This is a genomic window from Streptomyces sp. CAU 1734 (genome assembly GCF_039888735.1).
GTDB lineage: Bacteria > Actinomycetota > Actinomycetes > Streptomycetales > Streptomycetaceae > Streptomyces.
On sequence record NZ_JBDQQP010000003.1, the window covers coordinates 37306 to 60334 of the forward strand.

The 23029-nt window shown below is 73.4% G+C and carries 16 protein-coding genes; 4 read left to right on the plus strand and 12 right to left on the minus strand.

From position 1 onward, the window contains the following. Window positions 1-6 precede the first annotated feature (6 nt). A complete protein-coding gene (locus AAFN69_RS06430; RefSeq protein WP_347727325.1) occupies window positions 7-1455 on the plus strand; it encodes an amino acid permease in 1449 nt (482 codons plus the stop codon). A gap of 91 nt (window positions 1456-1546) precedes the next feature. Here AAFN69_RS06430 and AAFN69_RS06435 read toward each other — a convergent pair whose 3' ends face one another. The 8 genes from AAFN69_RS06435 to AAFN69_RS06470 form a co-directional block, all read right to left on the minus strand. After that, entirely contained in the window at window positions 1547-1810 is a 264-nt protein-coding gene (locus tag AAFN69_RS06435) for a Trm112 family protein (RefSeq protein WP_347727326.1), read from the minus strand. Next, window positions 1807-2754: a hypothetical protein gene (locus AAFN69_RS06440; RefSeq protein ID WP_347727327.1), complete on the minus strand. Its 948-nt coding sequence runs from the start codon at window positions 2752-2754 to the stop codon at window positions 1807-1809. Before AAFN69_RS06440 ends, AAFN69_RS06435 begins: the two co-directional genes overlap by 4 nt. A 3-nt stretch (window positions 2755-2757) precedes the next feature. Beyond that, complete coding sequence (locus tag AAFN69_RS06445) at window positions 2758-3525, minus strand: class I SAM-dependent methyltransferase (RefSeq protein WP_347727328.1); 768 nt, start codon at window positions 3523-3525, stop codon at window positions 2758-2760. Continuing rightward, entirely contained in the window at window positions 3522-4883 is a 1362-nt protein-coding gene (locus AAFN69_RS06450; RefSeq protein WP_347727329.1) for a condensation protein, read from the minus strand. The genes AAFN69_RS06445 and AAFN69_RS06450 overlap by 4 nt, the downstream gene beginning before the upstream one ends. Then, window positions 4880-9238, minus strand: coding sequence for an alpha-(1->3)-arabinofuranosyltransferase family protein (locus tag AAFN69_RS06455; RefSeq protein WP_347727689.1), 4359 nt, complete (start codon window positions 9236-9238; stop codon window positions 4880-4882). The genes AAFN69_RS06450 and AAFN69_RS06455 overlap by 4 nt, the downstream gene beginning before the upstream one ends. Then, complete coding sequence (locus AAFN69_RS06460) at window positions 9235-10020, minus strand: class I SAM-dependent methyltransferase (RefSeq protein ID WP_347727330.1); 786 nt, start codon at window positions 10018-10020, stop codon at window positions 9235-9237. Before AAFN69_RS06460 ends, AAFN69_RS06455 begins: the two co-directional genes overlap by 4 nt. 6 nt (window positions 10021-10026) lie before the next feature. Beyond that, window positions 10027-11292 (minus strand): glycosyltransferase family 4 protein, encoded by a 1266-nt coding sequence (locus AAFN69_RS06465; RefSeq protein WP_347727331.1) that lies wholly within the window; start codon window positions 11290-11292, stop codon window positions 10027-10029. Window positions 11293-11879: 587 nt separating this feature from the next. After that, on the minus strand, window positions 11880-12875 hold the full coding sequence (locus AAFN69_RS06470) for a DUF3068 domain-containing protein (protein ID WP_347727332.1): 996 nt from the start codon (window positions 12873-12875) through the stop codon (window positions 11880-11882). Between the two features lie 317 nt (window positions 12876-13192). On the opposite strand from AAFN69_RS06470, the gene AAFN69_RS06475 reads away from it, so the two are divergent. Both AAFN69_RS06475 and AAFN69_RS06480 read left to right on the plus strand, forming a co-directional pair. Further along, on the plus strand, window positions 13193-13345 hold the full coding sequence (locus AAFN69_RS06475; protein WP_347727333.1) for a hypothetical protein: 153 nt from the start codon (window positions 13193-13195) through the stop codon (window positions 13343-13345). Between the two features lie 75 nt (window positions 13346-13420). Further along, complete coding sequence (locus AAFN69_RS06480) at window positions 13421-14662, plus strand: helix-turn-helix domain-containing protein (RefSeq protein WP_347727690.1); 1242 nt, start codon at window positions 13421-13423, stop codon at window positions 14660-14662. Window positions 14663-14686: 24 nt separating this feature from the next. On the opposite strand, the gene AAFN69_RS06485 is transcribed toward AAFN69_RS06480, so the two are convergent. Then, entirely contained in the window at window positions 14687-17338 is a 2652-nt protein-coding gene (locus tag AAFN69_RS06485) for a SpoIIE family protein phosphatase (RefSeq protein WP_347727691.1), read from the minus strand. A 225-nt stretch (window positions 17339-17563) separates the two neighbouring features. Beyond that, a complete protein-coding gene (locus AAFN69_RS06490) occupies window positions 17564-18022 on the minus strand; it encodes an STAS domain-containing protein (RefSeq protein WP_347727334.1) in 459 nt (152 codons plus the stop codon). A gap of 441 nt (window positions 18023-18463) precedes the next feature. Here AAFN69_RS06490 and AAFN69_RS06495 point away from each other — a divergent pair, with 441 nt between their 5' ends. Further along, window positions 18464-19321 carry a GAF and ANTAR domain-containing protein gene (locus tag AAFN69_RS06495; protein WP_347727335.1) on the plus strand — a complete coding sequence of 286 codons (858 nt, stop codon included), beginning with the start codon at window positions 18464-18466 and terminating at the stop codon, window positions 19319-19321. A 28-nt stretch (window positions 19322-19349) separates the two neighbouring features. Here AAFN69_RS06495 and AAFN69_RS06500 read toward each other — a convergent pair whose 3' ends face one another. Next, window positions 19350-21671: a N,N-dimethylformamidase beta subunit family domain-containing protein gene (locus tag AAFN69_RS06500; protein ID WP_347727336.1), complete on the minus strand. Its 2322-nt coding sequence runs from the start codon at window positions 21669-21671 to the stop codon at window positions 19350-19352. A 55-nt stretch (window positions 21672-21726) separates the two neighbouring features. Then, window positions 21727-22956 carry an aminotransferase class I/II-fold pyridoxal phosphate-dependent enzyme gene (locus AAFN69_RS06505; protein WP_347727337.1) on the minus strand — a complete coding sequence of 410 codons (1230 nt, stop codon included), beginning with the start codon at window positions 22954-22956 and terminating at the stop codon, window positions 21727-21729. Window positions 22957-23029 lie beyond the last annotated feature (73 nt).

Consider the following 23029-nt stretch of genomic DNA (forward strand, 5'->3'; position numbering starts at 1 on the left):
ACCGCCATGGCCGCACCCGGCGACTCCGCACCGCCCGCCCCCACCTCACCCTCCGAGGCCGACGGCGCCAGACCGGCCCCGGCCGGTGAAGGACTGGTCCGATCCCTCACCCACCGGCAGACCACCATGATCGGGCTCGGCTCCGCGCTCGGCACCGGTCTCTTCCTCGGCTCCAGCACCGCGATATCCGTCGCCGGGCCCGCCGTGATCATCGCGTACGCGATCGGCGCGGTCCTGGTCGCCATCATCGCCGTCCTGCTCGGCGAGATGTCCGCCGCCCACCCGGTCCAGGGCTCGTTCGGCACCATCGCGCACCGCTACCTCGGCGCGTGGGCCGGGTTCCTCAGCCGGTATCTGTACTGGTTCAGCGCGGTCGTCGTCATCGGGACGGAGGTCGTCGCCTCCGCGCTCTACATCCGCTGGTGGTGGCCCGAGGTGCCGATGTCGGTGGCGATCCTGGTGATCGCCGCGATCGTCCTCGCGGTCAACATCATCAGCGTGAAGTCCTTCGGCACCACCGAGTTCTGGCTCTCCACCATCAAGGTGGTGGCGCTCTGCGCGTTCATCCTCTGCGCCGCCCTGCTGGTCTTCTTCGGCCTCCCCGACACGGAGGCGTCCGGCTTCGCCAACCTCACCGACGACGGCGGATTCATGCCGCACGGGGTGAGCTCCGTCTGGCTGGCCATGTCCGTGGTGATGTTCGCCTACGCCGGTTTCGAGGTGGTCGCCATCGCGTCGGCGGAGGCGGTCGACCCGCAGCGCACCATCCGCACCGCGATGCGCCAGCTCGCCTGGCGGCTCAGCTTCTTCTACCTTCTCGCCATCACCCTGGTCCTCGCGCTGATCCCGTGGCGCAAGCTGGCCGAGGGCGACGGAAGCGTCGAGACCAGCCCCTTCGTGCGGGTCTTCTCGGAGGTCGGGGTGCCCGCCGCGGCGACCCTCACCAACGCGGTGGTGCTCATCGCCGCCATGTCCGCCGCCAACGCCCATCTCTACGGCGCCTCCCGGCTGCTCCACTCGCTCGGTGACGACGGTCTGGCCCCGGCGCCGATGGCCAGACTCAGCAAGCGCGGTGTGCCGGCCATCGCCCTGGCCGCGTCGTCCATGGGCATCGTGGCCGCCGCCCTGCTCGCCTTCTACGACGTCAGCGGCCTCTTCGGCATCATGATGTCGATCGCCATCTTCGCCGTCCTGCTGGTGTGGCTGCTGATCCTCGCCTCGTACATCGCCTTCCGGCGCCACCGGAAGGCGAACCCGGAGGAGTTCACCGGGTTCAGCGTCCCGGCCGGCGGAAAGCTGGCGATCGTGGCGGCGGTCGGTGTGCTGGGCGTCGCGGCCACCGCCGTGGAGGTCCCCGACATGCGCCAGGCGGCGGGCATCGGCCTCGCCTTCACCGCGGTCCTGGTCGCCTGCTTCTACGGCCTGACCGCGCTCCGCCGGGCCCGGCAGGAGTAGCGGCCCGCCCGGTATCCGATGTCCGGTCCCCCGGGGCGCCGCCGTTCCACGGCGGCGCCCTTCGGCACGGTGCCGGTGTCGCCGCCGGATGTCACGCCCGGTGGTGCGCGGGACCGTTCTCCGGTGGCGGGGCGGCCCCGGCCTCGCGGGTCAGGCGGGCGTGGTCCTCGTCGGACACCCGCGCACCGGAGGCCGGGCGCAGATGCGGGACGCCGTTCACGACGGGGTAGAGGCGCCGCAGCCGGGGGTTGTACAGGGCGTCACCGGCAGGGCCCGCGCCGGAGGTCACCAGGCGCAGGGGGCCCTTGTCCAGCGGGCAGACGAGGATGCGCAGCAGCGGGTCATCGGGGTTCACGGGCGGTCGGCTCCTTGGCGGGTGTTGTCGGGGAGTGCGGGGCCCGAGGGGTCGGCCGGGGCCGCCGGGTCGTGCTTCGGCATCGCGAGGAGTACCGACACGGCGAGCAGGGTCCCGGCGATCCGCAGTGCCAGCCGCACCGGATCGCCGGGCAGGGCCTCGCCGAACGCGAACGTGCCCAGGACGGCCGCGAACACACACGACACCGTCGTGCACACCGGCACGATCAGCGAGACCCGGCAGCGCTGCAGGGCCGCCTGCGACATGACCAGCCCGAACACGCCGGTGAACAGCAGCAGATACGGATACGGGGAGCCCAGCACGGTGAGCAGTACGTCACCGGGGCGGTCGAGCAGACCGGCCGACCGCCCCGACAGCCCCTTGATCGCCAGCGAACTCACCCCGTACAGCAGCCCCAGGGCGACCCCGTACCCGACCCCCGCCGCCGGCTTCCGGTGCGGGCGCCGCGACCGGCGCTCGGCGACGGCGTACAGACCCACCCCGGCCGCCAGCGACGGCACACAGACCAGCAGGATCAGCGGCACCGGAGCACCGGCGCCGACGGTGTCGGTGTCCGGGGAGAGGGAGAGCACCACCATCACGAGGGCGGCGAGGATCGCCCCGGTGGCCAGCCGCTCCCGCCCCGGGATCCGTTCCCCGAGCAGCCGTGCCGACAGCAGCAGGAGCAGTACCAGACCGGAGACGAAGACGCCCTGCGCGGCGGCCATCGGCAGGGTCCGGTAGACGACGAGCTGCGCCGCGAACCCGCCGGCCAGCGCCAGCGCGCCGCCGATCCACAGCGGATTCCCGAGGACCAGCCGCACCAGCCGCGCGGGCCGCCGCACCGATATCGCGGGCATGCTCCCGAGCGCCCGCTTCTCCAGCACGAAACCCGCGCTGTAGAGCACATTCGCCAGCAGCGCGGCGGCCACCCCCCACCACATCGCCTATGTCCTCCGCGCATGCAGCAGCAGGATCGAGGAGAGCGAGGGGGCCGCGCACGCCAGCCGGTCCAGTGGCCGCAGCGGGCGGGGGACCCCGTGGAAGGGCGCGCCCGCGATCCGGACCACCTCGAAGCCCGAGGCGGCCACGAACTCCCGCAGCGCGCGGGCCGTGTAGAGCCGCAGGTGCCCGACGACCTCCCGGCCGGGCCGGCCGTGGATGGCGCGCAGGCTGACCTCGGAGAAGACGGGCTGGACACCGGCGAGCAACAGGGCCCGGTTGTACCAGGCGGCCAGATTCGGGGTGGACAGCATCAGATGGCCGCCGGGACGCAGCACCCGCCGCAGTTCGTCCAGGGCGCTGTCCGGGTCGACCAGATGCTCGATCACCTCACTGAACAGCACGGCGTCGGCCGCGCCGGACCGGAACGGCAGACGTCCGCCGCCGAGTTCGCCGCGCACCACATCGGTGAGCCGGGTCCTCGCCCGCCGCAGGGCGTCCTGCGACCAGTCGACACCGATGACCCGGTGCCCGGCGAGCAGCGGTGCCGCGGTGGCCGCCGCCGTGCCGTCACCGCAGCCGACATCGAGAACGACGGCGGGCCGCGCGGCGGCCGGGCCGAGCGCGGCGGCGAGCATCCGGGCCTGCCGCAGACTGCGGGCGTCCCCGGAGGCGACGGGCACCGAGGGGTTCTCGTAGAACTCCCGGAGCCCCCGGGGCACGCCGGCGCCCGCGGGCCCCGTGTCCGTCGCCGGGCGAGCGGTCGCCGTCATCCCGCACCTTCCTCCGCCGCCCCGCCGTTCCCGGCCGGGGCGGTCTCCGTCGCGTCCAGATACCGCTCGAACAGTTCCAGCAGCCGCGCCCCGTCACTCCGGTCGAGCAGCGTCCTCGACCAGCGCAGCGCGAGATGCAGCCGCCCGGCGGAGGACGCCGCCGTCACACTGAGCCCCCGGGGCATCCGGGCGGGCGCCGAGAACCACACGGCGTCCGCGCGGCCCGCGTCGCCGAAGTCCAGGGCGTACGGAACCCGGCCGATATTGCTCAGCAGCGCCGTGGAGGTCCACGGCCCCGCCGCCCGCCGCAGACCGCGGGTGACGGCCGCCCGCCAGGCCACCGGTGCCACCGGGGCCGTCAGCAGGAGCGCGCCGTAACCCATTTGCGGGCCGGGTGCGGCCTTGAGGGCGCGGGTGCGGCCGGCGGTGCGGCGCAGCAGCTCACCCAGGGTGTCCGGGTCCCGCGTGCCGGAGGCCGCCTCGGCCGCGGTGAAGGGGACCTCCACGAGCCGGGTGCCGTTCCCGATGGGCATCTCGGCGTCGCGCGGCCGGTCGTCCACCGGCATCGTGATCCGCATCGGGCGCGGCCGGACGCCGCGCTCCCGGTTCCACTCCGCGATCGTCAGCGCGGTGGCGACCAGGAGCTGATCGTTCACCGTGTACGCGGCGCCGGGCGGACGGCGCGGTACGGCCAGGTCGGCCACGAGCAGGCCATTGCCCGGCAGACCGGACGGCGAGCCGCGCGCCACCCGGGCCGGCGGCACCCACGGGGGCGGCCCCGCCGCCCGAGCCGCGCCGTCCACGGGGACGGCGCGGACCGGGGCCGCCGCCGGGGCATCCGCCCGGCCGCCGTACAGCTCGGCGGCGGTCGCCAGGACCCGCAGACACGCGGGACCGTCCAGCGCGGTGTGGTTGACGGTGAGGAACAGTGCCGTGCCCCCCGGGCGTCCGGGGTCCCGGACGATCTCCAGCCGGACCGGCGGGGAGGCCGAGAGCGGGGGAGCGCAGGCCAGAGACCGCTCCCTGGCCCGCTCCAGCGCCCCCGGCTCCGGCTCCGGAACGGCCACCACCGCCACGCCCGGGTCCGGCTCCCCGGTGAGCTCCCAGAAGTAACGCCGCCGGTACCAGCGGCCCGCCGCCTGGCGCACCTGGGCACGCGGGTGACGGCGGAGCGCCTCGATGAACGCCCGCCGCAGCCGCGCCGGGTCGGGCCGCCCCGGCAGCCGGATCTCGATGTGGATGGTCTCGGGCTCCTCCTCCCGGAGGCAGTGCCGCGCGACCTCGTCGACGACGGGGAACGGCACGCGCACGGGCCGGCCGGCCCGTGCGGAGCGCACGGGACCATCCACAGCGGTCACTTGACGTCACCTCCGGGGGGACCGGCCGGGCGGGGGCCGGCCGGATCCCCGGGTCCGCCGGGAGCGTCCGGGTGTCCGGCACTCCCCGGCGCATCCGGCTGCCCGGCACCGGACTCCGGGCCGGCACTCGCCCGGGTTGCGGACTCCTCGCCGGCCCCGGACTCCGTACCCGTACCCGCTCCGGAATCCGCCGCGCGGACCCGGCCGCGCGCTCCGGGCCTCCCCACGGTCACCAGGGCCGCGAACAGCGCGATGAACGCCAGGAGCTGGGCCGTGTACCCGAAGGCCCCCTCCCCGGCGGCCGGCGCCTCCCCGGCGCCGAACGCCGCCGCGATCCCCGCCCCCGCCATCGCGGCGAAAGCGATCGGCACCAGCAGCGCGTGACGCCGCAGGGCGATCAGCGCGAGCGCCGGGACCAGCAGCGCGAACCAGCCCGCGACCACCACGGCCACCAGGGTCAGCGCCGCCAGCCCGAGAATCGTCCCGGGCCCGTCCGGCACCGGAGCGGTCCCGGCCGCGCGCTCGGGATTCTCCTCGCGCCTGCGGAACAGCACCAGACCGATCAGCGCGAGCAGGGCGACACCGCCGGCGACCAGCCCGGTCCGGTACAGCCCGGTGGGCTCGTACGACAGCTCGACCCTGCCGCCCTCGCCCTCCGGGATCACAAAGCCCTGCTGCCAGCCGTCGAGCCGGAGCGCCGAGAGCTCCTTGCCGTTGAGAGTGGCCTTCCAGCCGTCGTTGAAGTTCTCGTATGTCGTCAGATACGAGACGGCGCCCGCGCCGACCGTCACCTCACGGCGGTCGCTTCCCCAGTCGCCGGTGGTGAGCTCCCGGCCGGTCACGGCCGGCGCGGCCGGCTCGCCCCGGGTGAGGGTCACATCGGTGATCGCCAGCGGACCCTCGTCCCCGGCCTCGACCCGGTGCTCGCCCGCGCCGAGGGCCAGCTCCGGCTGCCGCTGCCCCTCCTGACAGAGCGTCACCTCAAGGGGACGGCGCTCCACCAGGTCCCGGACCGTGCCCGCCGCGGCGGTCGCGTGCAGAGTCCCGTCGACCGCCAGATCCGGCCCCTCACCGCACTCCAGGGTGAACGGACGGTCGGCCGCCGGCTGTGCCGTGCGGTGGTCGGCGAGGGCCGGCACATGCAGCTCGGTGAGGCCCACGGGGAGCTGGAGCGCGTCACCGGCCAGCGGGTTGTGCAGGGTCAGCGGCGCGGTGCGGGTGACCGTGATGTCGAGCCGGTCGGTGGTGATCGCCTCGAAGCGGGCCCAGCCGTTGTCGTCGACATTCGCGATGGCCGCGCCGTCGGGCGAGCTGATCTCGATCTTCGCGGGCCGGGCCGAGAGCCCGCCCGCGCCGGCCAGTACCAGTGAGTCCACGGCCTTCTTGCCGGTCCAGCTCAGATGGATGACCGGCTCGCTCCCGGCGATCCACGCGGTCGTGAGGTCGCCGTCGGTCAGATTCCGCGGCGAGAGCTCCGTGCCGAGCCGGGCGGTGGAGTCGGCGGTGGCGATGATCTGCCCCCGCTGCTCCGGCGCCGCCTTGTACAGCAGCTTGTCCAGCGCCTCACCGGGCACCGGCACCGCGCGGGCCCTGACGTCGTACGCTCCGGCCGCGCCGGTGGTGAAGGAGCGGTGCAGCCCCGACTCGGTCCCGGCCGGGGAGAGCCCGCCCGGGTCGGAGGGCCGGTGCAGCGACACCGTCTCGGCCGCCGCGTCCGCGTCCACGCCGTCCGCGGGGAGCTTCAGCATCCGCGTCACGGTGACATCGGGAATCGAGATCTCGGCGAACCCGGCACCGACCAGCCCGGGCCGGCCGGCCTGGGTGTCCAGGATGGTGAACTTCACCCAGCCCGACTCACCGGCCGGGGCCTTGATCTCCTGCGTCCGGCCATTGGGCGACAAGGGGCTGATCTCGCTGCCCTGTTCGGTCTCCACCCGCACCCGGGTCGCGGCGGAACGCACCCCGTCCTGGGGGAGCGGGGTCACCTCCAGCGAGGACGGCAGCCGCTTCTTCCCGTCGAGGGCGATGCGCAGCCACTGCCCCTTCGCGCCGTCGGGCGAACCCTCGGCCCACGCCGTGTCCGGGTTCCCGTCGAAGGCGTTGACCGGATCGTACTGCGGCAGATGGAACAGCCAGTTGCCGCTGGAGGACGCCGTCACCTCACGCGCCCCGCGCAGCTCCGCGACCGTCTGGCGCCCGGCTCCCGTCACCGGCAGGATCTGGCGCGGCGCGTCCCCGGGGTCCTGCACGCTGCCGGGGTGATTGCGCTCGTCGGCGGTGTAGGTGTACGAGGTGTTGGTGTTCACCAGGCCGAACCGGGTGTCGGCACGCCGCAGCCCGTCGGCGGTGACCCGGAGCGCCGGCTTCTCGATGCCGGGGTGCCGGTCCCCGGCCAGCACGGTGGGCCGGCCGAACAGCGTGGGGTCGGCGGAGAGCGGCAGCAGCGACTCCGGCCCGCCGGACACCACGGCCGTGTCCGCGGCGGCCCGAATCCCGGCCGGGCCGGGCCGCCGGGAGCTCTCGTACGGCGCGTAGATCTCCACCGCCCGCTGCCGCGGGTACAGCCCCTCGACCTGGAGGGGGGTGTCGTCCGCGATCCGCCCACCGGTCATGACCGGTCCGAGACCCTTGACCCGCTCGTACCCGGACTGCTCCAGCGCCCGCTTCACGGTCGTGGTGGGCACATAGCCGAGCTGGTCGGGATCCAGGTCATTGCGGACCACCACATGGTGCAGCCCCGCCCGGCTCAGATAGTCCCGCAGCCCCGGTATCTCGCCGCCGGTCAGCAGGGCCTGCTCCACGGCGTCCATGGCGCGCCGGTTCCCCGGCGTGCCGAACGGCACATAGTCGCGCTGCGCCCAGGGCGAGCCGGCGAGCACATCGAGGGGCTGGTCGATCGGCGAGCCCCAGGTGTAGATGCCGTGCGCGGTCGCCGGGACCACCAGGGCCCGGCTCTCGGGGGAGTACCGCTCCAGCCAGTCGGCCGTGGCCCGCCAGTACGCCGGCAGCTCCTTGAACGAACCCGGCTGGAGAATCGCCCCGTTGACATACGGCAGGGCGAGTCCGGGCAGCACCAGCACTCCCGCGATCAGCGGAGCGTACCTGCGGCCCCAGCGCACCCCGTGCCCCGGCCGCGCCCCGCGCTCCCGCTCCGCGACGGCGGTGAGATGGACGAGCCCCAGCACCAGGGCGAGCGCCAGGCCCGGCTGGAACTTGTAGATGTTCCGGAACGGCGCCAGCGTTCCGTCCAGCAGACCCTGTACGGGCCCGGCGAAGGGCGCGCCGAACTTCCCCGCGTATCCGGCGAGGGTGAGCAGCACCACCGTCAGCACGGTCAGCACCAGCCAGCGGCGCTCCGGCAGATCCCGCCGGGCGAGCCCGCCGAGCCCCAGCGCGGCGGCCAGCGCCGAGCACACGATGACCAGGCCCGAGGTCGCGACACTCCATCCGGCGGGCAGCCACGCCTCACCGAAGTTCAGATACGCCACCCAGTTGCCGGCGCCGCGCAGGGCCTCGGTCGCCGCCATGGTGTCCGTGGTGACCTGCGACGTCTCGATGTACGGGAGGAAGTTCTCCCCGTACACGCTGAACAGCAGCAGCGGGATCACCCACCACAGCGTCGCCAGCAGAACCCCCAGCACCCACCAGGCGATGAGCCGCGGCTTGCGCGGACCGTTCGGCCGGGAGAGCAGATACAGCGCCACCGGGAGCAGCGAAGCCAGGGTCGACACCGCGTTGACCCCGCCCATGAAAGGGATCAGCAGGGCGGAGCGCAGCGCCGCGACCCGTGCGCTGTACCGGTCGTCGGTGAGCGGCAGCAGCACCCACGGCAGCAGCGCGCCGGGCAGCGCGGCGGCGGATGTGGACCCGACGACGATGGTGAACGTCGGCCACAGCGCGTACGCGACGGCTCCGAGCAGCCGCGTCGAGCGGGTGCCGGCACCGAGGCGTTCGGCCAGCCGCAGCGCACCCCAGAAGGCGGCGGTCACCACCAGCGACAGCCACAGCCGCTCCGCCAGCCACACCGGCAACTGCACCAGATCGGCCAGGGCGTGGAAGGGGAGCATCGGGAACGCGTACCCGATGTACTGATTGGTGAGCCCGCCGAAACCGCCGGTGTCCTGCCACAACTGCCCGAGATCGGCCAGGAACCGCCAGGGATCGGCGGCGACACCGAGCTTGGTCTCGAAGGTCATGCGTCCCGGCGACACCGCCAGGAAGAGCACGAACACCACCGCCCAGAAACCCAGCAGCCACCGTCGCGACCGGGGCCCGTCGGGAGGGTCCTGGGCCGCACCGGTGGTCCGGACGGCAGCCGGAGGGGGAGCCTGGGCCGCTGGGGCCGTACTGGTCATGGACACCGCCGAAGGATGAGGAGGAGATTCCAGGTAGCGAACTCACGCAGGCCCGGCACCCGGGTGACCGCCCCGGCCAGGAACGGCCAGTAGCGGGAGCGGGCGGAGACCACGGTGATGTCGGTCCTGGCCCGTACCTGGCGCAGGGTGGGACCGATGTGCACGGCGAAGAGGTTCTCGCCGAGGGTGTGCTTGGCGGGACGGCCGGTGCGCCGCTCATAGCGGGCCCGCGCCCTCGCCGCGCCCAGATAGTGCCAGGGCGCCCACTCATGACCGCCCCAGGGGGAGAGCCAGTTGGTGAACGAGACATAGATCAGCCCGCCGGGGCGGGTCACGCGGATCATCTCGCTGAGAAAGGTCTGCGGATCGTCCACGTGCTCGAGGACATTGGAGGAGACGCACACATCGGCGGAGCCGTCCGCGAGCGGCAGCAGATAGCCGTCCGCGACGACCGCCCCCTCGGGCGGTGCCTGCCCCAGCTCCCTCACATCCGGCTCGAAGAGGAAACTGTGCGCGCCGCGTCGGCGGAACTCCGCGGTGAGGTGTCCGCCGCCGCCGCCGATGTCGAAGACGGTCCGCCCGCCGACCGGCCCGCCGTACGCCTCGATCTGATCGGCGGCGTCCCGGGCCAGCAGCGTGTAACACGTCTCGGGGTCGGTCTGCTCCCGCATGAAGGCCCGGAACAGGGCCAGCGAGCGTCTGAAGGACGGGTCTCTCGGCGCGCCGCGCGGGACACCCGGGGTCACCGCGGCGGCGCCGATTCCTGGAACGGGGGCCGTCATCGATCCTCACTTCCGCCGGGAGGGAGCGGTGGGCCGCGGGGCTGTCCACGCGGGGCGCGGGCTCTCCCGGGGAGGCGCGTCCGGCCCGGAGGAGGGGAACGGACCGGCGGCGAACCCGCCGCCCCGGCCCTGCGCGGCGGCCTCAACGGCGACATCGCGGAACGCCCGTACCGTATTGGCCCAGGTGTATCCGGCGGCCAGCTCCCGTGCCGCCCGGCCCATCGCCGACCGGCGCTCCCGGCTGAGCGCCAGCGAGCACCAGGCGGCGGCGAACGAACTCTCCCCCCGGGCCAGCACCCCGCTCACCCCGTCGTCGACCGAGTCCCGCAGCCCCGGCACATCGAAGCCGATCGCCGGTGTCGACCGGATCGCGGCCTCGGTGACCACCAGGCCCCATCCCTCCACGGCCGACGGATGCAGCAGCAGCCAGGCCGAGCAGAGCAGCCGGTGCTTCTCCGCCTCCGTGACATGGCCCGCGAACTCCACTCCGGCGCCGGCGAGCGCCGTCAGCCGGTCCCGCTCCGGGCCGTCCCCGACGATGACGAGCCGGCCGCCGGTCACCGGCCTGACCCGCTCCCACAGCCGCAGCAGCAGATCGATGCGTTTGTACTCCACGAGCCGGCCCAGCGCCACGAACAGCGGCTCGGGCGAGCGCGGATGGAGCGGCCCCGGCTCCTCGACACCGTTGTGCACCACGCGTATCCGCTCGCGGTCGACCCCGATGTCGCGCAGCGCCCCGGCCGTGGACGGGGAGACCGCGACCATCAGATTCCGCCGCTGCGCCTCCTTCAGGGCCCAGTGCTCCAGCCGGCGCCCGAGCAGGCCGGCGGGTGCGAGGGCACGGCCGCCGAAGCGCATGTCCCACAGCTCGGTGTGGACATGGTTGACCAGACAGAGCGTCGGACCGTGATGCCACAGCGGCGCCAGATACGGCATGCCGTTGCAGACCTCGACCAGCAGATCGCAGTCGCCGACCTCGCGGGCCAGCGTCCGGCGGGCGCGCAGGAAGTGACCGAGGTCGCCGCCCGCCGACACCACGCGGTAGTCGCGGCGGGCCGCCGGGCCACCGCAGACCAGGGTGACCTGATGGCCGAGGCGGGTGAGGCCCTCGGCCAGCCGGTCCACCAGGAGTTCGGAACCGCCGGCGGCGGGATTGCCGAGGTCGCGGCGGGAGAGGAACACGATGCGGCGCGGCTCGGCGGGCGGCGCCCCATGGGGCTGAGCGGGCCGGGAACCGGCCGTGCGCAGCGAAGCGGGCACGTGCTGGGGCATTGGTGCTCCGACTCGTCTCAGGGTGTGGAACGTGCGGTGTTCGCGGTGCGGGGATCACGTCCGGCACGGGAGGGCGGGAGGGCGGGAGGGCGGGAGGGCGGGAGGGCGGATGGGAGGTCGGGGACGTACAGGGTGAGGTGCGGCGGTACGAGGTGGCGGCGGTACGAGGGGAACCGGTACCGGGGAGGCGGGCGGCGGTACGCGATCGGGCGGTGCGGGGTTCGGGCGGTGTCCGGTTGCTGCGGTACGGAGTTCGGGCGGTGCCTGATCGCGGTCGTGCGGGGTTCGGGCAGTGCCTGATTCCAGCGGTGCGGATTCGGGCGGTGCCTGATTCGAGCGGTACGGGGTTCGGGCGGGCCGGTCCGGAACCGTGCCGGGGAGCGATGTCCGGCGGCGCGGTTCCGGCGGGGTTCCGGCCGGGGGCCGAGACCGCCCCGGAGGATGCCGGGGCCGCTCGGATGTGCTGAGGAGGTCTCGCACGGATGGTGTGTTCGGGTGGGTGGTGGGATGGACAGTTTTCGCCCAGTGGTCCGCTTCGGCTACTCACCGGGGTGACAAATTACTGACGGGTTACCAGCCGTACCCCGTCACCGGGTGAGTGTTTCCGGCACCCGGGCCGGGGCCGGGAGCCCGGCGGTGTCCCCGGGACGCCGCCGGAACACCATGACCGTGCCCGCCGCGGCCAGCAGCAGGCCCAGCGCGCCCGCTCCCACCGGCGCCGTCAGCCCCACCAGCCGCAGCTTGCGGTTGTCCGCCCTGGCCAGCTCGACCTGCGCCTTCTGCGTCTCCTCGGTGAAGGCGATGCGGTCGCTGCGCAGCAGCACCACCTCGTTCTCGGCGGTGGTCGCACCGGGTGCCCGCAGGGTCTTCCGCGGTCCGATCGCCGCGAACAGGATCCGCCCGGTGCGCTGGTCGGCGACGAGCTCGATACCGCTGTTGGCGTACCACTCCTCGGCCAGGACCTGGCCGCGCTCCGGCTGTCCGACGAGGACTCCGGGCACCTGCCGCGTCCCGGTCCGCACCGGGTCCACGGTCCCGGTGAACCGGTATCCCTCGTGGCCCTGGATCTTCTTCCCGCCCTTGAAGGCGAGTTCCACGGTGGCGCCCAGCGTGCTGTCCCACCAGCGGTAGGCGCGCTGCTCCACATTGAACGGGAACTTCAGATACGCCTCGCCCTCGAATCGGGGGCTCTCCTCGCAGCAGTGCACGGGGGCGTTGGTCTTCCGGTCGGTCACCCAGCGTTCCACCGTCCACAGGAACGAGTCGTGCGTGGCGGACGCGGGCAGGGTGCCGGGGGTGTCGACGCTCGTCGACACGTCCCAGATCGCCCGGCCGCTGGCCTCGCTGTCGGCCACGTCACCGCGGACCTTCCGGGTGATGGTGAGCTTTGTCTCATCGACGGTTTTGACCTTCTTGGCGTCGAAATAGCTCCCCTGACCAGTGAAGACGGTGGTCGCGTCGGTGTCGATCGGGGTGCGCTGGGAACGCGGCTCGACATACCAGGCGAGCATGACGGCCAGCACCAGCAAGAAGGTGCCGATGCCCAGCAGAACGAGCGAAACGGGTGAGGCGGTACGTCGCATCCGGGCACTCCAGAAGGGTTCGAGGCGGCTCGACACGGTGTCGGGAAAGGGCGGTCACAAGGTGACGGAACGTGAGCGCGCGCGGGGCGAAAGCGCAGGCGCGGTATGGGCCGGGAACCGTAGGCGCACCCTTGACTAGGTGTCAATGCATTGCCGAGACTGACTCCAGCCGGTCGGGGCCGGCATGCGTCACCGCGGGAAGGCCGCACCGGCGACCCGCGACCGCTCACGATCAGGGGCTCGTGGGCACTGGCGCGGATCGTGTGGATCACCCAGGGTGGGGACGACCTTTCGACCGGAAAGGCTGGATCCCCAGCATGCCCAGACTGCTCGCCGCCGCACTCACCGTCGTGGCCTCATCGGCCCTCGCCGTGGGCGCCGCCTTCGGTGTCGTGGCCCTGCTCAACGCCACCCCCGACCAGCCCAACACCCCGCTCATCACCCATGAGACGGCCTCCCGGGAGCGCTGATCCGTGTCCTCCCCCACTCCAGCCATCGGCCCGCCGGGCACCGGCGCGGCCTCCGGCACGACCGGGGACCGCACCGTGCCGCCCCTCGGTGCCCGCTCGGCCTGGCACGACGTACCGCGCGGCCAGGTGCGCCGGTTCGCCGCGCTCGCCATGGCCGAGGCCCCCACGCTGGCCGAGGAGATCCTGCGGGAGATCCGCCGTGAGTACCCGCAGGTCCCGGTCATCCTCGACGACTCCGGGGAACCCAAGTCCCTGATCGGCATCCGGCGTGCCATCGAGGTCTTCGTCATGCATCTGGAGACGGCCGAGGACCGGCCCCGCGTCCACCCCGAGGTCTTCCAGGACTTCGGCCGGGGCGAGGGAATCGGCGGTCGCAGCCTCGACTCCCTCCAGGCCATCTACCGGCTCGGTGTCCGCCTCGCCTGGCGGCGCCTCGCCGAGATCGGCCAGCGCGTCGACATCCCGCCGCCGGCCATGTACGAACTGGTCGACGCGGGTTACGAATACCTCGACGGCCTCGTCGACCAGTCGGTGCGCGGCTATGCCGAGGCCGCCGCCCGGCAGGCCGGTGAACGCCTCCGGCTCCAGCGCGAGCTCATGGATCTCCTCCTCGCCGAGCACCACACCCGCCCCGCCGCCGGCCCGCACGAGATCACCGCCGCCCTCGCGGAACGCGCCGCCCGGATCGGCTGGCCGCTGCCCGCCAAGGTCGCGGCCGGGGTGCTGCTGCGCCCCGCCCGCCAGGCCGTCGCCCCCGCCGTGGACCAGGGCGTCCTCCTGGACATGGAGACCGAGCGGCCCCGCATGATCGTGCCCGACCCGGACGCGGCCGGCCGGCCCGAGCTGCTGCGGCGCACCATGACCGGCTGGACCGGCGCGATCGGGCCGCCGGTGCCGCTGGTCGACGCCGCCAAATCACTGCGCTGGGCCGAGGCCGCCGTACGCCTGATGGAACGCGGACTGCTCCCGGCGGGTGAGGTGCTGCACTGCACCGAGCACACCGAGGCCCTGGTGCTGCTCCAGCCCGAGGAGCTGATCGACGACCTGGCCCGCCGCACCCTCGCACCGCTCGCGCACTGCGGCCGGACCCCCGCCCGCCGCCTCGCCGAGACCCTGCTCGCCTGGCTGGAGACCCGGGGCGGCGCCCCCGAGGTCGCCGGACGCCTCGGAGTCCACCCCCAGACCGTCCGGTACCGGCTCCGCCGGATCCGGGAGCTGTGGGGGGACGAGATCGACGACCCCGACCGGCGCTTCGAGCTCGAACTGGTGCTGCGCGCCCAGCGGCTGCGCGGAGAGCTGGGCCGCTTCACCCCCTGACCCGGACGGCGCCCGCCCGGTGCCTCACAGGTCCCACTGCTCCAGGAGCGCGCCCACCGGGTCGGGGCCGCCCGGGGCGGCCGGGCCGTTCAGGGACTGCTCCGTCCAGATCACCTTGCCGTCGGCGGTGTAGCGGGTGCCCCAGCGGTCGGCGAGCTGCGCCACGAGGAAGAGCCCCCGCCCGCCCTCGTCGGTGAGCTGGGCCCGGCGCAGATGCGGGGAGGTGGCGGATCCGTCGAAGACCTCGCAGATCAGGGAGGTGCTGTGGATGAGGCGTACGGTCACGGGCTGGCGGGCGTAGCGGATGGCGTTGGTGACGAGTTCACTGAGGATCAGCTCCGTGGTGAAGGCGATCTCCTCCAGACCCCACTCCCCGAGCGTCCGGGTGCACCGGGCGCGCACGATGCCCACGGCGGCGCCGTCGGAGGGGACGTTCCACTCCGCGATCCGCCCGGGGGCGAGACGTTCGGTGCGGGCCACCAGCAGGGCGATGTCGTCGCGGGGCCTGGCCCCCGGCTGCGCGGGCAGCAGCAGCTCGCAGGTCTCCTCCGCGCCGATGCCGGGCTGTCCGGCGACCGCGGCCCTCAGCAGGGCGAGACCCGTCTCGATGTCGTGGTCACGGCTCTCGATCAGCCCGTCGGTGTAGAGGATCAGCCGGGAGCCCGCCGGGAGGCGGAGCACCGCGGTCTCGAACGGCAGGCCGCTGCCGGTGCCGAGCGGTGGTGAGACCGGTACGTCGGGAAACTCGACCCGGCCGTCGGGCAGCGCCAGCCCGGCCGGCGGATGCCCCGCCCGCGCCATGGCGCAGTCGCCGGTGACCGGGTCGTACACCGCGTACAGACAGGTCGCCCCGGTGACGTCGAGACCGTCGCCGCCCGCTCCGTGCTCCTGGTCCATCCGGCCCACGAGCTCGTCCAGATGGCCGAGGATGTCCTCGGGCGGCAGATCCAGCGCGGAGAAGTTGTGGACCGCGGTGCGCAGCCGTCCCATGGTGGCGGCGGCGTGCAGCCCGTGGCCGACGACATCACCGACGACCAGGGCCACCCGGCCGCCCGACAGCGGGATGACGTCGAACCAGTCGCCGCCCACCCCCGCCTCGGCCGGCAGATAGCGGTAGGCGACCTCGACGGCCTCCTGCACGGGCAGATAGCGCGGCATCAGACTGCGCTGGAGGGTGACGGCCATGGTGTGCTCGCGGGTGTAGCGGCGGGCGTTGTCGAGGGAGACGGAGGCCCGGGCCGCGATCTCCTCGGCGAGGGCGCGGTCGTCCTCGTCGAAGGGCTCGGGCCGCTCCGAGCGCCAGAAGCTGACCACGCCCAGCAGGACCCCCCTGGCGTTCAGGGGTGCGCTGATCAGGGAGTGGACGCCGTCGCCGACGATCCGCCGGGCCCGGTCGGGGGCCTGCGCCTGCCAGCCCGGGGCATCGGCCAGAGCCGGTTCGAGGATCGCCCGGCCGGTGATCAGTCCCTGGGCCTGCGGGGTGGAGGAGACCGGCCGGATCAGCTCGCCCTCCGGGTAGAACGGCGGATTCCCGCGGATTCCCTCCACACACACCCGGCGCAGCTCGCGCTCCGTCCCGTGGACCTCCTCGCCGCGCAGTACGGGCTCCGCCAGATCGACGGTGACGAAGTCGGCGAACCGGGGGACGGTGCTCTGGGCCAGTTCCTGCGCGGTGCGCGGCACTTCCAGGGTGGTTCCGATCCGGGTCCCGACGTCGTGGAGCACCTCCAGACGGCGCCGGGCCGTCTCCGCCCTGGTGGAGGCGTCGAGGAGTTCGGTGGTGTCCCGCACCGTGGCGACCCGGCTCCCCCGCGCGGTGCCGGCCCCGGTGGGGCGCTGGCTGATCAGCAGGGTGCGTTCCCCGACGGTGCGGAACTCATCGGTCGCCTCCCGGCCGGAGGTGAGGAGTTCCGCGATGTCCGCGGGCAGATCCGTCCGGGCGACGGTGCGTCCCTCGACATCGGCGGGCAGGTTCAGCAGCCGCTGCGCCTCGTCGTTGGCGAGCAGGAACCGGCCGTCGGCGTCGAGGATCAGCACCCCCTCCCGCACGGAGTGGAGCACCGCGTCGTGATGCTCGTACAGCCGGGTGATCTCGGCGGGGCCGAGGCCGCGGGTCTGGCGCAGCAGCCGCCGGCTGAGGAGCGCGGCGCCGCCGGTGGTGAGCACCACGGCGGCGCCGGCGGCCGTCAGGACGAGCGGCAGCCGGTCGGCGGCGGCGGAGTTGATCCGGGCGATGGTGACACCCGCGCCGACGGCACCGACCACTGTCCCGTCCGCCCGCCGGACCGGCACATAGGCCCTGACCTGCGGACCGAGCGAGCCCGTTCGCTTCTCGATCACGGTCTCGCCCCGCAGCAGCAGGGGCAGTCTGGCCGAGCTCCGCTTGCCGATGCGGTCGCTCAGCGGGTGGGTGAGACGGGTGCCCCGGCGGTTGAGGACCACCACGAAGTCGACATCGGCACCCTTGCGGGCCTTCTCCGCGCGGGGCTGGAGGATCGCCGTCGGGTGGTCGGATTCGATCGCCGCGGCCGTGCCGGGGGCGTCGGCGAACCCCTCGGCGAGGGCGAGCGAGCGGCTTCCGGCCTCCCGCTCCTTCTCCTGGCGCGACATCAGCAACAGCAGCAGCACCGCTCCGCCGGCGAGCAGCAGCACGACGGCGAGCTGGAGCAGGAACATCTGCCCGACCACACTGCGTGCTCCCCAGAGCAGCCCCGCTCTCCCGCTCCGCGCCGGCCGCCGCCTCCCGTTCGCCGCAGGGACACCCTCAGAACGCCCGTTTCCCGCCATATTGCACTTATACCGCCGTGTTCGGGTGACTCCGGCCGCAAGCGGGTGTGTCGGACGTGAACGGTTCAACGGGTCCGCGCGCGACGGGGGCGACCGGAAGCTCCGATACCGGTCTCAGGCCGTCTCGGCCACGGCCAGCAGAATCGTGGTGGCGGAGGCGGTGAGCACGGACAGGCGGAGCAGCCGGGCCCAGCGGCCGGGCGCGGCGGCCGGCCGGGAGGGGGTGTCCTCCCGGGGGGCCGGCAGCGCGCCGAGCGGGGTGCCGGTGAGCTGGAGGACCCGGCCGACCATCGGCTGCGGGCTGCCGGTGAGGGTGAAGCCGGCGCCGGCCAGCCTCGCGGCCCGGGCGGCCCGGTGGAGCTGGCCGAGGCCGCCGCAGTCCATCAGTGTGAGGTCGCTGATGTCGACCCGGACACCGGTCGGGCGGGACCGCAGACACATCTCCACGACCTCGGTGACCATCGCTCCCGACACCATGTCCAGTTCCCCGCTGAGGGTGATGACCACCCGCTCGCCGCCGCCCGGCTCGGTGACGAACACGGTGCGGTGCGAGAGGAAGGGGACAGCGGGCACGGCCGCCCCTGTGTCCGCCGGAGCCGCCCGGTACGGAGGGGGGCTGCCCTTCCCGCTCCGCGGGCGGTCCGGCTCCCGTGCGGCGGCCGGGCCGCGGGTAACCTCTCTGCCGGAGACGTCCTCGGGAGGGGAGGCGTCGCGGGGAATGCCGTGTGTGCTCATGAGACCTGCTTCTCAGGGAAATTTCGGGGGTCCCGTTCCCCGCGGGCGCACGCGTACGGCGGTCACCGGCCATGCGCCGATGACCGGGAACACGCCGGTGCCCACGGCTGACCAGGACCGCCCCACTTCCCGAGGCGGTGCTGCACCCGTGTCCCTGCCCGCCGCCCCCGTGCCCAAACCCCCGCCCTCGCCCGACCGCCCGTCTGGCAGGATTGCGCGGTCGGATGGCAGTGCCGGGGGTGTGTCCCGGTACGTCGCGTCGGTGAAGGAGCGGTCACAGTGGATCAGGAATACGGCGCGGAAGCCGACACCACACCGGAGCCGAGTGTCCGCGATGACGAACTGCGGCAGTTGCGGGAGGAGAATCTCGCCCTGCGCAATCGGGCCCTCGCCCATCCATCGGTGTCGGCGGCCCAGGGAATCATCAAGGAGCGCTACCGGCTGGCCGCTCTCCAGCCGGCCTTCGAGCTGCTGCGCGGCACCTCGCAGCGGTACAACATCAGACTGCACACCCTCGCCGACGCGGTCATACGGATTCCCGGGCCGGCCCACCGGTCCCCCGTCTGGTTCCCGGGACGGGCCCGTACCAGCGCCCCCGCGCTCACCTCGATCACCCCGCCCCGCCACGGCGACGGCGAGGTGACCCAGGGCGCCGTGCTCGGCGCGGCACTCCGGCAGGTCCTGGACATCACCGGGACGGACATGGGCAATGTGCAGCTGGCCGAGGGGCAGCTGCTGCGCCTGGACAAGCACCAGGGGCTCGACCGCCCGTTCACCGACTACTTCGCCTTCGTCGACCACACCACCACCTCCTGCGCGGAGGCGGCCCAGACCCGCAGTCAGGTCACCGTCCGGGACGTGGCGACCGCGCCGGTCTTCGACGAGGAATCCCGGCGGGTGATCCTCCAGGCCGGCAGCCGTGCCTGCCACAGCGTTCCCCTTCTGGACGAGCACGGCATCCTGCGCGGAGTCATCTCCTCACACCACTCGAAACCCCTCACGGGCCTCACCCGGATCCAGCTCGAAGCGCTGCAGACGACCTCCGCCACCGTCGGCCGCTGGCTCTCCTGGCACCGCCGGACCGTCCTGCTGGACGCACTGGAGCATCTGCACAGCGCCGCCCGGCAGACGGCCTGAGCCCCGGCGCGCGGCCCCGCCGCCGGGATCAGGCCGGGAGCGGCGGTCCGGCCCCGGCGGTCCTCCTCGCGTCGGCGTCCGTGCCCGCGTTCACGTCCGCGTCCACTCCCGCCTTCATGTCCGTGTGCGTGTGCGTGTGCGTGTGCGTGTCCGTCCGTGCGGCCGGGGCGCCGCCGGGAGTCCGCCCGGCGAAGTTCCGCAGCACATTGGAGAGCAGCCGCGACACATTGTTGCGGTATCCGTTGTGGGGCAGGCTGCCGACGAAGGAGATGGAGCCGGCGGAGAAGACCGCCCCGCCGGATTCGAGCTCCCGGATCACCAGATCGGAGCGGACCTCGCCGCGCGTGGTGGGGGTCAGGTCGGGGCTGATGCTCCACACCCGTTCGACGGCGAGCTGATAGGCCGTCCCGTGGGGCAGCGAGGAGGCGAGGACCACGGCATCGGCGGGGCTGCCGTGCTCCACTCCGTGACTGTCGAGTTCATCGCCGCTGGCACCCCCCAGGATGAGGCCGAAGTCGCCGATGGTCTCCTCGGATATCCCGTCGAAGACCCAGGACCACTCGGGGCGGTAGGACGCCGCGGTCCGCGCGTAGCCGCGCCCCTCCCCCCAGCCCTGGCCGCTCATGCCGACCCCGGTCAGCGCGTGCGGGGGACGGCCCCGCCAGTGCCAGAGGCCGCCCGGTTCGCCATTGGTGTGGTGCTGTTCGCCGGGCTCGATCTCCCAGGCCCGGACCCCCTGGGACCGGCGGACCTCGATGCAGTGCGGGGACTCCTCGTGCACGGTGGTCACCCAGTAGAAGCCGTTCCCGCCCAGATAGGCGAGACAGCCGCCGGAGTCCAGATGCCCCTGGAGCGCGTCCAGGGTCCGGGTGGTGTGGTACTCGGGGTGCGAGGCGGTGAGCACCACCCGGTAGCCGGCGAGCAGCCCGGCCGGGTCCTCGTGGAGGTCGTGATCGCAGACGACGTCGAACCCGGCCCCCAGCCGGCTGTTGAGCCAGCCGATCAGCAGCAGGTCGGCGGAGAGATGGCGCGGCCCGCCGTACATCCAGGTCCGGTAGTCCGGCCGCATGCTGAGGATGGGCCGCAGAGCGCTGGAGTGGGCCACCCCCGATCCGTCGGTGTGCCGGTCGTAGAGGCTCTTGCCGATCTCGGGGTGCTCGCCGATGGCCCGGTCGTGCGCGCCCGGCACGACCCGCTGTCCGCTGCCGGTGTCCGGGACGAATCCCGGCTCGTGGATGGTGCGTTCATTGGCGTACGCCAGATAGGTGAAGGTCGGCATCAGCAGCACCGCGGACGCCTCGGCGCCGGCCGCCGGGCGCACGATCAGCGGGATGTGGTCGGCGGCCTCCCCCTCCGGGGTGCCGGCCCGCAGCCGTACCGCGTAGACCCCGCTGGGCAGCCGCTCGGGAAGCGTCAGGGTGACACTGGTGTCCCAGCCCGCGTCGGCCAGGTCGTCCTCGTGGAAGTGGACGGCACCGTACTCCTCGGGTGCCGCCCGGAAGTCCAGCCGGCGGCCGGACCAGTTGTGCCCGGTCACCGCGCGGTGCGGCAGATTGACCAGGGTGCCGTGGCGTTCCCGGCCGGAGACATCGACCGTCCGGGAGCCGGCGGGACCGAGCTCCAGCGCCCACTCGGCGAGCGGGGCGTCCCCGCCGGCGACCGCGGGGCGCTCGAGTTTGCCGTTGAAACACTCCCGGGGGGTGAACCGGCGCCCGTCGTGGGGACACTCCCGGGCGGCGAGCACCACATCACGGGCGCCCTCGACACCGATCGCCGGGCCCTCGGCGGCCCGCTCCCGTGGAGCCGGCCCCGCGGCCGGGCGGCCCCGGGCCGGGGGCGGGGGGAGGAGTACCGAGGTCAGCCGCGAACCCCGGGGCGTGAGACGGGCGGTGAGGCGGTACCAGCGGCGGTCGGACAGCGGCTGCTCCAGCCGCAGCACGGGCCGCCCGCCGCCGTCCAGGAGACAGGGGCGGCCCAGCTCGTCCAGTGCCAGCGTGGCCACCGGACCGCTCTCGCCGGTGAGACCGAGAACGCCCTGGACGCGGCCCGCCGCCGCGGTGGTGGGCCCGGCCAGTACCGAGAGGGTCAGCTCGGAGGTACCGGCCGGGACCACGTCCGCCGCGTGCATGCAGGACCCGGGCCAGGTCCGCTGACGGTCCGCGGTGGGTGTCCACTCGCCCGCCCCGGTGACGCGTTCATGGGCGAATCCCGGACCGCCGGGATCTCGTCCGCCGTCGGTGAGGCGGATCAGATCCACCGTCACCCGCTGCCGCCGCGCGGTGCTGATCATGCAGCGGACCTGCTCGCCCGGACGTGCGGAGAGCCGGTCGAGGTAGCCGAGCACATGCATGGGCCCATCCTCACTTCCAGAACTGTTTCACCGGGGGCGGTTCAGCGGGGTGTGCTCAGCCGAGGACTCCGTCCAGCGTGCTGGAGAGACGGTCGGCCGCCTTGGCGATCTCCTCGTCGTCGCTGCGCACCGTCACACCGAAACCGGCGCCCAGATAGCTGTCGGAGACACCGATGGCGACCGCGACGGACCGGGCGAGGACATCGTCGGTACGGGGGAGACTGCCCGGCAGATAGGAGTGTCCGCCCTCCTCGCCGCCCCGCCGGAACGGGCTGGGCCGGCCGCCGGGCTTCGAAAGCTCCGCGAGCTGCGGCATGTTGGCGTAGTGATGACGCCCTGAGTCGACCAGCGTCTTCGTGTCCAGCGCCGCCGCCACCGACTGCGCGTCGGCGACCCGGTCGAAGACGTAGACCAGCAGCGTTCCGCACTCACCGGCGGCGTCGTGCAGCACCCTGCGGCGCACCCCCGGCCGCTCCGGGACGGCGTCGGCGAGCTGCTTCTTGACCCGGCGGGTCTCCGACAGCACGTGGTCCAGCTTCTCCCACTGGGCACAGGCGACCGCTCCCGCCAGATCGGCCATCCGCAGATTGAGGCCGAAGAGCACGTCCCCGCTGCCGATGTCGGTGCGCCCCGGGAACCAGCCCTGGTCCTGGAAGGAGTAGCCCCGCTGATGTGTGTGGTCGTCATTGGTGAGGAAGAAGCCGCCCTCACCACTGGTGATCACCTTGAAGGGGTTGAGCGAGAAGGCGCCGGCCGCGCCGATGGTTCCCAGCCGCCGGCCCTCGTGGGAGGCCCCGCAAGCCTGCGCGACATCCTCGATGAGCAGCAGCCCATGGCGTTCGGCGAGCCGGGTCAGGGCGTTCATGTCGCAGGGCGCGCCCAGCATGTGGACGGCCATGATCGCCTTCGTCCGCGGGGTGATGCGCCGCTCGACATCGGCGGGATCGAGGGTGAGGGACTCGTCCACCTCGGCCAGGACCGGGGTCGCGCCGGAGTAGATGATGCTGCCGATGGACGCGACGAAGGTGTAGCCGGGCACGATCACCTCGTCCCCCGGGCCGATGTCCAGCGCCGCCAGCGCGGTGAGCAGCGCGGAGGTGCCGCTGTTCACGGCGACGCAGTGGGCCGCGGAGAAGGACCGCTCCACCAGCCTCTCGAAGACGTCGACGAAGGAGGGATTGTTGGGGTTGTCCCGCTTGAAGCGCGTCAGCTCCCAGCTCTCCAGCACCTTCTCGACGTTCTCGCGCTCCTCGTGGCCGAGGAAGGCGTAACCGGGACCGGGCATGGGTTTCTCCCTGTGGTGTGTTCGGTCGGGTGTGGGGATGTGTCGGCGGCTCGGTGTGTGCCGGGCGGCGGCT